The 14,283-nt window shown below is 58.8% G+C and carries 11 protein-coding genes; 6 read left to right on the forward strand and 5 right to left on the reverse strand.

Annotated elements, in window-relative coordinates; all coding sequences use genetic code 11:
• Positions 1 to 160: 160 nt before the first annotated feature.
• The 5 genes from MWU53_RS03715 to lpdA all read left to right on the forward strand — a co-directional run bounded on the left by MWU53_RS03715 (position 161) and on the right by lpdA (position 8,460).
• Positions 161 to 3,862, forward strand: a complete 3,702-nt coding sequence (locus MWU53_RS03715) for an AsmA-like C-terminal region-containing protein (RefSeq protein ID WP_247090637.1) — start codon at positions 161 to 163, stop codon at positions 3,860 to 3,862.
• 36 nt (positions 3,863 to 3,898) lie between these two features.
• Positions 3,899 to 4,960, forward strand: coding sequence for a tRNA preQ1(34) S-adenosylmethionine ribosyltransferase-isomerase QueA (queA, locus tag MWU53_RS03720; RefSeq protein WP_247090639.1), 1,062 nt, complete (start codon positions 3,899 to 3,901; stop codon positions 4,958 to 4,960).
• A 92-nt stretch (positions 4,961 to 5,052) separates the two neighbouring features.
• The gene (locus tag MWU53_RS03725; protein WP_247090641.1) at positions 5,053 to 6,312 is read left to right on the forward strand and encodes an MFS transporter; all 1,260 of its coding nucleotides are present in this window, start codon (positions 5,053 to 5,055) and stop codon (positions 6,310 to 6,312) included.
• Between the two features lie 57 nt (positions 6,313 to 6,369).
• Entirely contained in the window at positions 6,370 to 6,954 is a 585-nt protein-coding gene (locus tag MWU53_RS03730; protein ID WP_247090643.1) for a DUF924 family protein, read from the forward strand.
• A 111-nt stretch (positions 6,955 to 7,065) separates the two neighbouring features.
• Positions 7,066 to 8,460, forward strand: coding sequence for a dihydrolipoyl dehydrogenase (gene lpdA, locus MWU53_RS03735; RefSeq protein WP_247090645.1), 1,395 nt, complete (start codon positions 7,066 to 7,068; stop codon positions 8,458 to 8,460).
• Positions 8,461 to 8,511: 51 nt separating this feature from the next.
• On the opposite strand, the gene MWU53_RS03740 is transcribed toward lpdA, so the two are convergent.
• The 4 genes from MWU53_RS03740 to MWU53_RS03755 form a co-directional block, all read right to left on the reverse strand.
• Positions 8,512 to 8,880, reverse strand: coding sequence for a DUF1761 family protein (locus MWU53_RS03740; protein ID WP_247090647.1), 369 nt, complete (start codon positions 8,878 to 8,880; stop codon positions 8,512 to 8,514).
• Complete coding sequence (locus tag MWU53_RS03745; RefSeq protein ID WP_247090649.1) at positions 8,877 to 9,308, reverse strand: SRPBCC domain-containing protein; 432 nt, start codon at positions 9,306 to 9,308, stop codon at positions 8,877 to 8,879. Before MWU53_RS03745 ends, MWU53_RS03740 begins: the two co-directional genes overlap by 4 nt.
• Positions 9,301 to 9,657 (reverse strand): metalloregulator ArsR/SmtB family transcription factor, encoded by a 357-nt coding sequence (locus MWU53_RS03750; RefSeq protein ID WP_247090650.1) that lies wholly within the window; start codon positions 9,655 to 9,657, stop codon positions 9,301 to 9,303. The genes MWU53_RS03745 and MWU53_RS03750 overlap by 8 nt, the downstream gene beginning before the upstream one ends.
• A 102-nt stretch (positions 9,658 to 9,759) precedes the next feature.
• Positions 9,760 to 10,113: a rhodanese-like domain-containing protein gene (locus MWU53_RS03755; RefSeq protein ID WP_247090651.1), complete on the reverse strand. Its 354-nt coding sequence runs from the start codon at positions 10,111 to 10,113 to the stop codon at positions 9,760 to 9,762.
• Positions 10,114 to 10,325: 212 nt separating this feature from the next.
• Here MWU53_RS03755 and uvrA point away from each other — a divergent pair, with 212 nt between their 5' ends.
• A complete protein-coding gene (uvrA, locus tag MWU53_RS03760; RefSeq protein WP_247090652.1) occupies positions 10,326 to 13,172 on the forward strand; it encodes an excinuclease ABC subunit UvrA in 2,847 nt (948 codons plus the stop codon).
• Between the two features lie 54 nt (positions 13,173 to 13,226).
• Here the strand turns inward: uvrA and MWU53_RS03765 are convergent, their stop codons facing one another.
• Complete coding sequence (locus MWU53_RS03765; RefSeq protein ID WP_247091735.1) at positions 13,227 to 14,219, reverse strand: Fe(3+) ABC transporter substrate-binding protein; 993 nt, start codon at positions 14,217 to 14,219, stop codon at positions 13,227 to 13,229.
• Between the last annotated feature and the right edge of the window lie 64 nt (positions 14,220 to 14,283).

Consider the following 14,283-nt stretch of genomic DNA (forward strand, 5'->3'; position numbering starts at 1 on the left):
TTTACAGGCTCTGAGCCAGCACAAGGCATTTTGCGGTTATGTGCCGACATGGACGAGAGAAACCGGGCACTTACGTGCATTCAGGCCTTTCGCCGCCGTGTTGTTTTGGGCAGAATGATGGAAAATACAGGGGGCTGCAAGGGTCGGTCCGACAGGCAAAATGACCAGTGAAAAAGCGCCAAATGATGACCTGACTGGTGTGCCCCCGGAAGGTGGCGCGCAGAAGGCGGCGTCACTGGGGCATGAGGCACCTGATGACGCGATGATCGCGCAGGCCGAGGCCGCCATTCTGGCCGCCAGCGCGCGCAGGTTGCCTTTGCGTGGATTGATTGAACAAGCCCTGCTGCGCCTTCGAAGGCCGCTCCGGACTAAAAAGCCGAACAGGTCTGCGACCCGAGGACCAGTCACCGAAAAGCATAAGAGCCAAGGTTTAGCGCAATTCGATACAGCCGAGGTCAATGCTGCGCGCCTTAACGTTGTCCCATCTCGGGCTGCGCCTGATGGGCCCGCTGTGGCAGCAGCCCCGACGCTGTCTGCCTCAGAGCGCAAATCCCCCCGTAAATTGAAACGTCGCGCGGGGATCTGGACGGTCTTGCTGTTCGTTGCAGCGGCGTTGTTCCTGGGGCTGGTGTCGATGTCCGCGACGGGACGGGTTGTCGCGATGCCCGATTGGGTGGCGCGTAGTGTCGAAGAACGTTTGAACGCCCAATCCGATGCAGTCGGTTTGTCGCTGTCAAGGATCGAGCTTGGGGTGTCGGCAAACGGCCGTCCCCGGTTGCGCCTGGTCGATCTGGGCGTGCGTGACGAGACGGGATTGGAAATTGGACGCCTGAATGCGGTCGAAGGCTCGGTCTTTGTCTGGCCGGTTCTGTCTGGCCGGTTCGAGCCCGCGACGCTTGAACTTTCGGGGGCGCAGATCACGGTGCGACGACAGGCCGACGGCGCATTTGCGCTGAGCTTCGGGCAAGGGGTCGGTGCAAGCGGCGACTTCGCAAGTGTTCTGGACGGTATTGATCGGATCTTTGCTGATGGCGTGTTGTCTCATACAGACGTCATCCGCGCAGATGCCCTGACCATCACGCTGGAAGACGCGCGAACCGGGCGGATCTGGCAGGTGACCGACGGCGCGCTGGTTATCACGCAGGACGCCGAGCATGTCAGCATGGCGGTATCCTTTGATGTCTTCAATCAAACCGAGACGCTGGCCGAGACCGTGCTTGAGTTTCGAAGTGCCAAAAGCTCGTCCGCGGCCGAGTTCACGGCGCGGTTTAAAAATGCACTGTCTGCCGACATTGCTGCGCAGACGCCGCTATTGACCTTTCTGGGGATCGTAGATGCGCCGATCTCGGGCGAGCTGCTTACGGTTGTTGACGATGATGGTGCGATTTCCGATCTTGCGGGGTTCCTGGAATTTGGCGCAGGTGCGATTTCGCCCGCGGGTGGGGCCAAGCCCGCGCGATTCAACGGCGGTCGGGTCGATATCGACTATGACCCCGAACGCGAGCGCATGGATTTCTCGGAAATGTCATTGTCGTCGGATTGGGTGCAGGGACGCGCCGCCGGACACGCCTATCTACGCGGGTGGGCAGGGGGGTGGCCGACCGAGTTGATCGGTCAGGTGCAATTGTCTGAGGCCGAGATCAATCCATCCGAACTGTTCGAAGACACGGTTCTACTGGGACAGGGTGGGGCTGACTTCCGTCTGCGTCTTGATCCTTTTGAAGTGGATATCGGGCAGGCCTATGTCACCCATGAAGATCGCCATATTGCGGGGTCGGGGCGAATCTCGGCGGATCGTGATGGCTGGTCCTTGGGCTTTGACAGCCGCGCCGAGAAAGTCACCCCCGAACAGGTTGTTGCGCTGTGGCCCGAGGCACGAAGTGCGCGTGTCAGAAAATGGATCCGCGAGAATGTGTCGGAGGGGCACTTCACGGATGTCGCAATTGCATGGCGTAAGCAGGGGGATGCGCCTGCGCATTTGAACCTTTCAGCCTCGTATCAGGATATGTCGATCCGCGCGGTGAAGGATATGCAGCCGATCGAGAATGCGGATGGGCGGCTTGTAATCGAAGGTCGCCGTCTGTCTGTTGTGGCGGATCGGGGCATTGTGAGCCCGCGGGATACTGACGGGCGGATTGCGGGCGTTCTGGATATCAGTGGGACCAGATTTGTCATCCCAAAAATGGGGAAACCGCGCCCCGCAGATGCTGACCCCAACCTGCCAATCCGACCCGTTCCGGCCGAGGTCGACCTTTCGGTCTCGGGCCCGGTGACGGCCGCGCTCCACCTGTTGAACTCCAAGCCGTTCCAGGTGTTTCGGAAGAGTGACGGCAAGATGGGGCCGGATATGGCCACTGGGCGCGCAACGGTACGCGGGCGTGTTAATGTTCAGATGCAACCCAAGCCGCCGCGCGGATCAATGCAGTATGATCTGATCGCAGATCTGCGGAATGTCGAAAGCGGCAAGATCGTACCGGGGCACCAGTTGAAACTGCCCACGGCGACCATGCGCTTTGATGGTTCTGCGCTTAGTCTGGATGGGCAGGGAAGCTTGTCTGGCCTGCCGGTTTCGGGCCGATGGGAGCTGCCCTTCACGGACGGCAAAGCAGCATCGACCTCGTCTGTGACGGGGCGCTTCCCGTTGAACTTCAAGGCGCTGGAGGTCTTCAAGGTCGGCCTTCCGAAAGGGACGGTTCAAGGCGAAGGGCGAGGTGACTTCAAAATTGTGCTGGTCAAGGACGCGCCGCCACGGTTGACGCTCGAAGGGGATCTGAAGGGCGTTGGTCTGTCCATCGCCGCCTTGGGCTGGTCTAAGCGCAAAAATGCTGAAGGGCAGATCACACTGACGGCGGACCTTGGGCAGGTGCCAAAAATCGATCAGCTTGCCGTGACCGCGCCGGGGCTTTCCGCTGCGGGGCGGGTCAATCTACACCCTGAAGGCGGGTTGGATACGGCAGAGTTCGATCGGGTCAAGCTGGGCGGGTGGCTGGATGCGCAGGTGACGTTGACGGGTCGTGGCGCAGGTGTGCCTGTGGCGGTAACCGTCAACGGTGGTACGATTGACCTGCGCGGCGCCTCGGTTGGGGCGAACCGAGGTCGCGGCACAGCACAGGGTCAGACTCCGATCGACCTCAGACTGGATCGGCTCATCGTGTCCGAAGGTATTGTGCTGACGCCGTTCGAAGCTGCGCTCTCCAGCGGCGCCAACGGATTGTCGGGGCAATTCGAGGGACGGGTCTCGGGCGGACCGGTCATTCAGGGTGTCGCAGCGCCTCAGCCGAACGGCACCGCCTTTAGGATCAATGCACGCGACGCGGGCGCGGTGATGCGTGAAGCGGGTTTGTTCAAATCGGCCAAGGGCGGCACGATGGAACTGATCTTAACGCCAGCGGGTGGAAAGGGCGTTTACGAAGGCAGTCTGGCCATCACCGACAACCTTGATGTCCACAACGCACCGGCAATGGCCGAGCTCCTCTCGGCGATTTCAGTCATCGGACTTTTGCAGCAGTTGGGCGGGCAGGGCATCCCGTTTACCGATGTAAATGCCCGCTTCCGGTTGGACCCCGAGAAGGTCACGATTTACGAAAGCTCGGCCTCGGGGCATTCGATGGGGATCTCGATGGACGGGTACTATTACCTTGGCACCGAACAATTGCAGATGCAGGGGGTGATCTCGCCGTTTTATGTCGTGAACTCGGTCGGCCGGATCTTTGCCCGCCGCGGAGAGGGGCTGGTCGGGTTTAACTATCAGCTTGAGGGAACGGCGACATCTCCTAAGGTTTCAGTTAATCCGCTATCGATTCTGACACCGGGGATCTTTCGCGACATTTTCCGGCGTGACCCGCCCCCGCGTCCTGAATGATTGACCTTTGCCTTGATCGGACCTATGTGCGCGGCCATGAAGCTGAGTGATTTTGACTTTGATCTGCCCGAGGATCTGATTGCGACCCGCCCTGCGCGTCCGCGTACGGCCAGCCGTCTGCTGGTGGCGACTCCGGACACGCTGACCGACGCGCATGTGGGCGATCTGACTGATTGGCTTCGTCCAGGGGACCGGTTGATCCTGAACGACACCAAGGTCATCCCCGGCCGCCTGTTCGGCACACGTACCCGTCCGGGGCAAGCGCCTGGCGAGGGTGTTTCGAATATTGAAGTCACGCTTTTGTCGCCCGATGGCCACGGCCAATGGCACGCGATGGCCAAGCCCTTGCGTAAATTGAAAGAGGGCGACGTGATCGCGTTCTCGGATGCGCTGAACGCCGAATTCCTTGGGCGAGATGAAGATCAGGCCGTACTCCGTTTCAATTTGGAAGGTGACGCGTTTGATGTCGCGATTGCCGCGGCAGGCAAAATGCCTCTGCCGCCCTACATCGCCGCAAAGCGTGCAGCGGACGACCAAGACAACGAAGACTACCAGACCGTATTTGCCCGCAATGCCGGGGCAGTTGCCGCGCCGACAGCGTCTCTGCATTTTGATACCGACCTTTTGTCCCGAATCGAGGCGATGGGCGTCGATCTGACCCATGTCACGTTGCACGTGGGGGCGGGCACTTTCCTGCCGGTGAAGGTCGATGATGTGTCCAAGCACAAGATGCATGCCGAATGGGGCGAGGTCAGCCAGAATGCGGCGAACGAGATCAACGCGACCCTCGCCACCGGCGGACGCGTGATCCCCGTGGGCACCACGGCGTTGCGCCTGATTGAAAGCGCGGCAGTTGCCAAGGGGCAGATTTCCCCATGGACAGGCGAGACCGATATTTTCATCACGCCGGGCTTTGAATTTTCAATCGCTGATGGCTTGATGACAAATTTCCACTTACCCAAATCCACGCTGATGATGCTTGTCTCTGCCCTAATGGGGATCGAGCGGATGCGGGATGTCTATGTCCATGCCATCGAAGAAAAATATCGCTTCTTTTCTTATGGCGACAGCTCGCTTCTGCTGCCGCAGGGGGCGTAAAAGCCGGTAGGCGACTCTGCAAGGTCGCGAAAAAGCGTTTTTAGAAGAAAGCCTTCGGCTACACTAAACATCTCGGATTGGCGGAGGGTCTTATGCTTCAGGTACTGGCAAGTTCTTGGGCGCTGCTGTTGGGCGTCATGCTTTTGATGGTTGGCAACGGTGTACAAGGCACGCTGTTGGGCATTCGTGGTGGGCTTGAAGGCTTTTCGACCTTCGAGCTGTCCTTGGTCATGTCCGGATACTTTGCGGGCTTCCTGTTCGGGTCGCGCATGGCTCCGATCATGATCCGACGCGTTGGCCATGTGCGGGTCTTTGCGGCGCTGGGGTCCTTCATCTCGGCCGTGTTGATCCTGTACCCGGCAATGAACGATCCGATTGCCTGGACGCTTCTGCGTGTCGTGGTTGGGTTCTGCTTCTCGGGCGTGTATGTCACAGCGGAAAGCTGGCTGAACAACGCGGCTGACAATGCGAACCGCGGCAAAGCCCTGTCGCTCTATATGTTCGTTCAGATGGTCGGGATCATTGCAGCACAGGGTTTGCTGGTGTTGGGAGATCCGCAGGACTTCATCTTGTTCATCATCCCATCGGTGCTGGTGTCGATTGCCTTTGCGCCGATCCTTTTGTCGGTAAACCCGACCCCTGCCTTTGAAACCACCAAAGGTCTGAGTCTGCGCGAGCTTTACACGATCTCGCCGCTGGGCTGTGTCGGCTTCTTCATTCTGGGTGGCGTGTTTGCTGCGCAGTTCGGCATGGCCTCGGTCTTTGGACAGCAGGCGGGGCTGAGTATCGCGCAGATCTCGGGCTTTGTGTCGACTTTCTATATTGGCGGGCTGGTGCTTCAGTATCCCATCGGCTGGATCTCCGACCGCATGGATCGGCGTTTCCTGATCCTGATCGTCACGGCTGTGGCTGCCGGGGCAGGGTTCCTACCTGTGCTGTTGTCGTCAGACTATAATGTACTGTTGGCAGCGGCCTTCCTGATGGGCGGCATGACGAACCCGCTTTACGCGCTGCTTCTGGCCTATGTGAATGACTTCCTAGAGCCGGACGACATGCCGGCGGCCTCGGCCGGTCTGATCTTCATCAACGGGATTGGCGCGATTGCCGGGCCGATCATCTCGGGTTGGGTGATGGGCGTGGTTGGCCCCAACGGTTTCTGGTCCTATATGGCGGTCCTGCTTCTTGCTTTGCTTGCCTATGGTCTGTGGCGGTCGACCCGGCGTTCGGCGCCGGCACCCCAAGATACAGGTGCGTTTGTGACCATGGCTCCGGCGACGTCTCCTGTGGCTGTCGACATGGCGCAAGAGTTCTGGGCGGACGAAGCAGAAGCTAACGAAGAGGAAAACGGCTGATCGCAGGGCTTGCAGAGTTCTCCCTCCCCGTTAGGGTGATTGGTAGGGGGGGACCGAATGGCCACTGCACAGAATATCATCCGCTTCTGGGTCGACGATACCGGGCCTGAGGGCTGGTATAACGGGACCGAGGAACTCGACACCACGATCCGCGATAAGTTTCTGCCAAGTTGGGAAGCTGCGCGCGCCGGTGCGTTAGACCACTGGCAAGACACTGCCGAGGGTGCGTTGGGGTTTCTTATCCTGACCGATCAGTTCCCACGCAATATGTTTCGCGGTGATGCGCGATCCTTCGCGACGGACGCTGCGGCACTGGCATGTGCCGAGCGTGCGATCGACAACGGTTTGGATTTGAAGATCGATCTGCCGACCCGACAATTCTTTTATATGCCCTTCATGCACAGCGAAGAGGTGGCAATGCAGGATCGCTGCATCGAGCTGATGCAGGACCGCATGTCTGATCCGCGTGGGGAAGGTGATACGCTTCACGCCCGTGTGCATTGCGAGATTATCCGCCGTTTCGGGCGCTTTCCTTATCGAAATCAGGTACTTGGGCGCGACAGTAGCGCGGATGAAGAAGCATTTATCCGTGATGGCGGCTATGGCCACATCCTGCATGAGCTGCAGGATGAAGAGGAATAAGGTGGGATTTCCCGGTTTTCGCTGAGCGAATAGCGGGGTTTCGCTGAGGTAATTGATCCGTTGAACAAAATAGTTTAATGCCAAACTATCTTGGATTAGGAGGAGCCACCGATGGCAGGACAGAGTTTTGATACGATCGTAATCGGCGCAGGGCCGGGCGGTTATGTTGCAGCCATTCGGGCCGCTCAATTGGGCCAGAAAGTGGCCATCGTCGAACGCGAACATCTGGGCGGTATCTGCCTGAACTGGGGCTGTATCCCCACGAAGGCGCTTTTGCGCTCGGCCGAGGTGTTCCACCTGATGCACCGCGCCAAGGAATTTGGCCTGTCTGCCGGCAAGATCGATTATGATCTGCCCGCCATCGTGAAGCGCTCGCGCGGCGTCGCGGCCCAGCTGTCGGGCGGCATCGGTCACCTGATGAAGAAAAACAAGGTCACCGTGGTGATGGGCGAGGCAACGATCCCCGCCAAAGGCAAGGTTTCGGTTAAAACTGAAAAAGGTACCGAGGAGCTGACTGCGAAGAACATCGTTCTTGCCACCGGGGCCCGTGCCCGTGAACTGCCGGGGCTTGAGGCTGACGGCGATCTGGTTTGGACCTACAAACACGCCCTGAACCCGCCGCGGATGCCGAAGAAACTTCTGGTTATCGGCTCCGGCGCGATCGGTATTGAATTTGCAAGCTTCTTCAACACGTTGGGCGCTGACACGACCGTGGTCGAAGTGATGGACCGCGTTCTGCCCGTCGAAGACGCCGAGATCTCGGCCTTCGCCAAGAAGTCCTTCGTGAAGCAAGGCATGAAGATCATGGAGAAAGCCATGGTCAAGCAGCTGGATCGCGCAAAAGGCAAGGTTACGGCGCATATTGAGGTCGGCGGCAAGGTCGAGAAGCAGGAATTTGACACTGTCATTTCCGCCGTCGGCATCGTCGGCAACGTGGAAGGTCTGGGACTGGAAGCGCTTGGCGTGAAGATCGACCGCACCCACGTTGTGACCGACGCCCACTGCCGCACCGGTGTCGATGGCCTCTATGCCATTGGTGACATCGCCGGTGCACCGTGGCTTGCCCACAAAGCCAGCCATGAAGGCGTCATGGTGGCCGAGCTGATCGCCGGTCTGCACGCCCATCCTGTCAAACCGGAAAGCATTCCCGGCTGTACCTATTGTCACCCGCAGGTCGCCTCGGTCGGTCTGTCGGAAGCCAAGGCGAAAGAGCAGGGCTATGACATCAAGGTCGGCCGCTTCCCCTTCATCGGCAACGGCAAGGCCATCGCCATGGGCGACCCCGAAGGCATGATCAAAACCATCTTCGACGCCAAAACCGGCGAACTGCTGGGCGCGCATATGGTCGGCCCGGAAGTGACCGAGATGATCCAGGGTTATGTGGTTGGTAAAACGCTGGAAACCACCGAGGAAGAGCTGATGCACACGGTCTTCCCGCACCCGACGATCTCGGAAAGCATGCACGAGGCCGTGTTGGACGCGTATGACCGCGTCATCCACATGTAAGCTTTTGTAAAATAAATCGAAAAGGCCGGGGAAATCACCCGGCCTTTTGCGTTATAGCAGCGCGTGGGCGATGATCATCACCACGCCAGACAAAAGCGCATAAGCGACGTCGACACCGATCGCTAAGCCGGACTTCTGGGCCCAGGCTCCAACAGAAGCGGTCTGCGCAGCGACGGCAAGAATGGCAATCACAGCGACGGTCAGGGCGCCGGTGGTCTCGGTCATCGCAATCACCAAGGCCAACAGGGTAAGCGAGATGATCTGCGCCAGCATGGACCCCGCGGGCATCTTCTCGGGTGGTTCCGTGCTGATCCGCGTGCCCTCGGCCCATCGGCGTTGCAGGCCAAGGAATGGTCCATAGATCACGAAACCCAGCAGAAAGGCGGCTACGATGCCAGCGATAAGGGCCGCGATATTCATGCGGGTACCTCAAGCGCCGCCAGCGCATCAAGAATGCGGCTCCAGCCTCCGTTATGATCGTCGCGGCTTTGTTCGGATGGGAAGCGGACGTGCCGCAGGGTCAGGTCGGTGCCGCCATTCTTGGGTGCGAAGTCGAGCGTGACGACCGAATCCTCTTGGCTGTTTTGCGAGACCCACGTGAAAGCAAGTTGAGTGGCGCGGTCGATCACGCGGTACTCGCCGGTATGGGGCAAATCACCAACTTCGGGCACGCGCATCATGATCAGGAATTGACCGCCAACCTTTGGGTCCACCTTGGCTTCGGGGATGGTCACACCCGGGCCGGGGACCATGAATTTGGCCAGCAACTTTGGGTCCAGCCAGGCGTCGAAAACGCGTTCGGGCGGGTGCGGGATGTGGCGGGAGATTTCAAGCGATAGTTCAGTCATTGTCGTCCTCCATTAGGGCAGCTTCAAGGGCGTCCAGGCGCAGCGCCCAGATCGACCGGAGTTCGTTAAACCATTGATCAACAAGTGAAAGCGGATCCATCTGAACCTCGATCAAATGTTCGCGCCATTCGGTTCGTCGCGTCACCAGCGTTGCGGTTTCCAACACTTTGATGTGCTTGGAGACCGAGTTCAGACTGATGTCAAAACGCGCGGCGATATCAGTGATCCGAAGCGGCCCTTCCTGCGCGAGCAGAGTCAGGATGGCCCGACGTGTTGGATCAGACGCCGCTTTCAAAACCGTGGACAGAAGCTCAGTATCAAATCGTTCAACCATATGGGTGAATAACACGAGGAATCTAGTCAGTCAACCTATTGGGTGAATGAGATGCAGGGCAAAGAAAAACCGCGCTTGGCAAGGCCAGCGCGGTTTTCATTTTCATAGGGAAGGGGGTTAGCGGGAGATCTCGCCACCCGCTTGATGCCAGTGACCCAAACCCCCGATATTATAGACTTCGTCAAAGCCCAGCCGTTTCAATACCTGCGCGCCCTGCGCCGAACGGGCCCCGGAGGCACAGTAAAGCGCTACGGGTTTCGAGGTGTCTATGTCCTTGTTGAAGTCCGGCCCCTTCGGGTCGCACTGGAACGGCATTACGGACAATGGGACCACCACAGCACCCTTGGCCTTGCCGGTCATCTGCACTTCGCCATGGTCGCGTACGTCGATCAGGTTGATCTCGCCTGCCGTGACCTTTGCGACCGCTTCACGCGGGTCCATTTTCGCCCCGCCCATCATGAAACCAAACATGTCTTGCTCCTATCTCGCTTTCGCGTCTTGAGAAGGGATATAGAGGACCGCGTGCGCAGATCAACTCTTTCACGGAATAAATATTCAAAAAAGGGAATGTAAAGTCAATCCCGTCAGTGACTGTCAGCTTGTTCCTGTAATGTTCTAACTTTTCGATTGTCTCGCCGCGGCCTTTGCCCTAACCGTTATGCAAGTGTGAATTGGGGGTCAGAATGGCCGAGTTGAAAGAAATCCAGGTCCGCGGCGCGCGCGAGCATAACCTGAAATCCATCGACGTGGACATCCCGCGTGACAAGCTGGTGGTAATCACCGGCCTGTCGGGCTCGGGCAAGTCGTCTTTGGCGTTTGATACGATCTATGCGGAAGGGCAGCGGCGCTACGTCGAAAGCCTCTCGGCCTATGCGCGCCAGTTCCTTGATATGATGGAGAAACCCGATGTGGATCACATCGCGGGCTTGTCTCCGGCCATTTCCATTGAACAGAAGACCACGTCCAAGAACCCGCGTTCGACCGTCGGCACCGTGACCGAGATTTACGACTACCTGCGCCTGCTCTTTGCCCGCGCAGGCACACCCTATTCCCCCGCCACAGGTCTGCCCATCGAAGCGCAGCAAGTGCAGGATATGGTGGATCGCGTGATGGCGATGGAAGAAGGCACGCGGGCCTATCTGCTCGCTCCCATCGTACGCGACCGGAAGGGCGAATATCGCAAGGAATTTCAAGAGCTTCAGAAGAAAGGCTTCCAGCGCGTCAAGGTAAATGGCGAGATGTATGAACTGGACCAACCGCCCACGCTCGACAAGAAATACCGTCACAATATCGATGTGGTCGTGGACCGCGTTGTGGTGCGCGAGGGGATGGAGCAACGTCTGGCGGACAGCTTCCGCACCGCGCTGGATTTGGCCGACGGGATTGCGTTGTTCGAGACCGCCCCGAAAGAGGGCGAGCCCGAAATTATCACCTTCTCGGAAAACTTCGCCTGTCCCGAAAGCGGCTTCACGATCCCCGAGATCGAGCCGCGCCTGTTTTCCTTCAACGCCCCTTTCGGGGCCTGTCCGGAATGTGACGGGCTGGGGAAAGAGCTATTCTTTGATGAACGTCTTGTGGTGCCGGATGCGACGCTGAAAGTCTATGATGGGGCATTGGCCCCATGGCGGAAGGGCAAGTCGCCGTACTTCCTGCAAACAATTGAATCGATTGCGAAACATTACGAGTTCGACAAGAACACGCCGTGGAAAAATCTGCCGGCGCATGTGCAGCAGGTGTTCCTCTATGGCTCGGGCGAGGACGAGATCAAATTCCGCTTTGACGAAGGTGGACGCGTCTATGAAGTGACGCGCAGCTTCGAGGGCGTCATCCCGAATATGGAACGCCGCTATCGCGAGACGGATTCGAACTGGATCCGCGAGGAGTTCGAACGCTATCAGAACAACCGTCCCTGCGGTGCCTGTGGTGGGTATCGCCTTCGGGACGAGGCCTTGGCCGTGAAAATCGGGTCGGGTGACCAATTGCTGCACGTGGGGCAGGTGGTCGAGATGTCGATCCGCGAGGCCTTGGCCTGGGTCGAGGACGCCCCCAACCATCTGAGCGCCCAGAAGAACGAGATCGCACGCGCCATCCTGAAGGAAATCCGCGAACGTCTGGGGTTTCTGAACAATGTCGGGCTAGAGTATCTGACACTCAGCCGCAATTCCGGCACGCTGTCGGGCGGTGAAAGCCAGCGGATCCGTTTGGCCAGCCAGATCGGCTCGGGCCTGACGGGTGTACTTTATGTGCTGGACGAGCCGTCCATTGGTTTGCACCAACGCGACAACGATCGACTGTTGACCACGCTGAAGAACCTACGCGATCAGGGCAACACGGTGATTGTGGTTGAGCATGACGAGGAAGCTATCCGTGAAGCCGACTACGTCTTTGATATTGGCCCCGGGGCGGGTGTTCATGGCGGTGAAGTCATTGCCCACGGCACGCCTGCGGATATCGAGGCGTGTGAGAACTCGATCACCGGCCAGTATTTGACTGGAACGCGTGAAATCTCAGTGCCGACCAAGCGGCGCAAGGGGAACGGCAAGAAAATCACTGTGAAAAAGGCCGCGGGGAACAACCTGAAAAACGTCACGGTGGACTTCCCCTTGGGCAAGTTCGTCTGCGTGACCGGTGTGTCGGGCGGCGGGAAATCCACGCTGACCATCGAGACGCTGTTCAAGACCGCGTCAATGCGTCTGAACGGCGCGCGCCAGACACCTGCGCCCTGTGAAACCATCAAGGGGCTCGAGCATCTGGACAAGGTGATCGACATCGATCAGCGCCCCATCGGGCGGACGCCGCGTTCCAACCCCGCGACCTATACCGGTGCCTTCACGCCCATTCGTGAGTGGTTCGCCGGGCTTCCCGAAGCCAAAACCCGTGGTTACAAGCCCGGTCGTTTCAGCTTCAACGTCAAGGGCGGGCGCTGCGAGGCGTGTCAGGGCGACGGCGTCATCAAGATCGAGATGCACTTCCTGCCGGATGTCTACGTACAATGCGAGACCTGTAAAGGCGCACGCTACAACCGTGAAACGCTCGAAGTACAGTTCAAGGGCAAGTCCATCGCCGACGTGTTGGATATGACGGTCGAAGATGCGCAAGAGTTCTTTCAGGCGGTGCCATCAATCCGCGACAAAATGGATGCGTTGATGCGCGTCGGGCTGGGCTATATCAAGGTTGGCCAACAGGCGACGACACTGTCTGGCGGCGAAGCGCAGCGCGTGAAACTGTCAAAGGAACTGTCCAAACGCTCAACCGGGCGCACGCTTTATATCCTCGATGAACCCACCACCGGGCTGCATTTCGAGGACGTGCGCAAGCTGCTTGAGGTGCTGCACGAGCTGGTGGATCAGGGCAACTCGGTTGTAGTGATCGAGCATAATCTGGATGTGGTGAAGACTGCGGACCATATTATCGACATCGGTCCTGAAGGCGGTGACGGTGGGGGCACTGTGGTGGCCAAAGGCACGCCCGAGCAAGTGGCGAAAGTCGCCGAAAGTCATACAGGTCACTATCTGAAAGATATGCTGTAACAAATTAGAAAGGCCGGGGAAGTCCCCGGCCTAAGTGTCTGGTTTGCGGTTGGTTTAGCCGTCGAAGTCGACCTGTTGCACCAGTTTCAGCGCCTCGGCACGGTTGCCGGCGACTTCCATCAGGTTCACGCCATCTGCAGTGAAATCGCCCCAGCTTGTCACGACAGAATCTGCCTGCGTGCCCGGTGCGATCGGGTATTCATAGTTCTGCGAGGCATAGATTTCCTGCGCTTTCGGCGAGGATAGGAACTCCATCAGTTTGATGGCGTTCTCTTTGTTCGGCGCATGCTTGGCCAGCGCCATGCCGGACAGATTCACATGGGTGCCCGAGCCTTCAAAGACCGGAAAGATGACGTTTACGCTGTCGGCCCAGGCTTTCTGCTCTTCATCGGCCAGCATCTTGCCCATGTAATAGGTGTTGCCGATCGAGATGTCGCATTCACCCGCCCAGATCGCCTTGACCTGCGCACGGTCGTTGCCCTGCGGCTTGCGGGCAAGGTTGGCTTTCACGCCTTCCAGCCATGCAGTGGTCGCAGCGGTATCATGGTGTGTCAGGTGGGCCGAAACCAGCCCCAGCGTATAGCTGTGGGTGCCCGAACGGGTGCAGATGCGGCCCTTCCATTTGGGGTCGGCAAGGTCTTCATAGGTGGTGATTTCGCCCTCGGCCACACGGTCTTTCGAGGCATAGACGATGCGCGCGCGCGAGGTCAGGCCGAACCACTGATCGCCCGGATCACGGTAAGCAGCAGGGATGTTGCCTTCCAGAACGTCCGACTGGACCGGCTGGGTCAGGCCAGCCTCGACCACGCCAGCAAGGCGCGAGATGTCGACCGTCATGATCAGGTCGGCGGGGCTGCGTTTGCCTTCGGCCTCCAGGCGCTCGACCACGCCTTGTTTCAGGAACGCCACGTTCACAGTGATGCCAGTATCTTCCTGAAACGCATCCATCAGGGGCTGGATCAGCTCGGGCTGACGGAAGGAATAGACATTCACCTCGTCAGCGCTTGCGGCGGCGGGGGTAAGGGCTGTGGCGCCAACAAGGGCCATGGCAAGCGTGCGAACAGATTTCATCGCGCGGATCTCCTTCGGGTTTCGATGGGGCGCTTAAACC

This window comes from Aliiroseovarius sp. S1123 (assembly GCF_023015885.1).
Lineage (GTDB): Bacteria > Pseudomonadota > Alphaproteobacteria > Rhodobacterales > Rhodobacteraceae > Aliiroseovarius.

Excerpts from the sequence above, each read along its gene's own strand:
- MWU53_RS03715 (WP_247090637.1), top strand. The coding sequence starts at position 161 with ATGACCAGTGAAAAAGCGCCAAATGATGACCTGACTGGTGTGCCCCCG.
- queA (WP_247090639.1), top strand. The coding sequence starts at position 3,899 with ATGAAGCTGAGTGATTTTGACTTTGATCTGCCCGAGGATCTGATTGCG.
- MWU53_RS03725 (WP_247090641.1), top strand. The coding sequence starts at position 5,053 with ATGCTTCAGGTACTGGCAAGTTCTTGGGCGCTGCTGTTGGGCGTCATG.
- MWU53_RS03730 (WP_247090643.1), top strand. The coding sequence starts at position 6,370 with ATGGCCACTGCACAGAATATCATCCGCTTCTGGGTCGACGATACCGGG.
- lpdA (WP_247090645.1), top strand. The coding sequence starts at position 7,066 with ATGGCAGGACAGAGTTTTGATACGATCGTAATCGGCGCAGGGCCGGGC.
- MWU53_RS03740 (WP_247090647.1), bottom strand. The coding sequence starts at position 8,880 with ATGAATATCGCGGCCCTTATCGCTGGCATCGTAGCCGCCTTTCTGCTG.
- MWU53_RS03745 (WP_247090649.1), bottom strand. The coding sequence starts at position 9,308 with ATGACTGAACTATCGCTTGAAATCTCCCGCCACATCCCGCACCCGCCC.
- MWU53_RS03755 (WP_247090651.1), bottom strand. The coding sequence starts at position 10,113 with ATGTTTGGTTTCATGATGGGCGGGGCGAAAATGGACCCGCGTGAAGCG.
- uvrA (WP_247090652.1), top strand. The coding sequence starts at position 10,326 with ATGGCCGAGTTGAAAGAAATCCAGGTCCGCGGCGCGCGCGAGCATAAC.
- MWU53_RS03765 (WP_247091735.1), bottom strand. The coding sequence starts at position 14,219 with ATGGCCCTTGTTGGCGCCACAGCCCTTACCCCCGCCGCCGCAAGCGCT.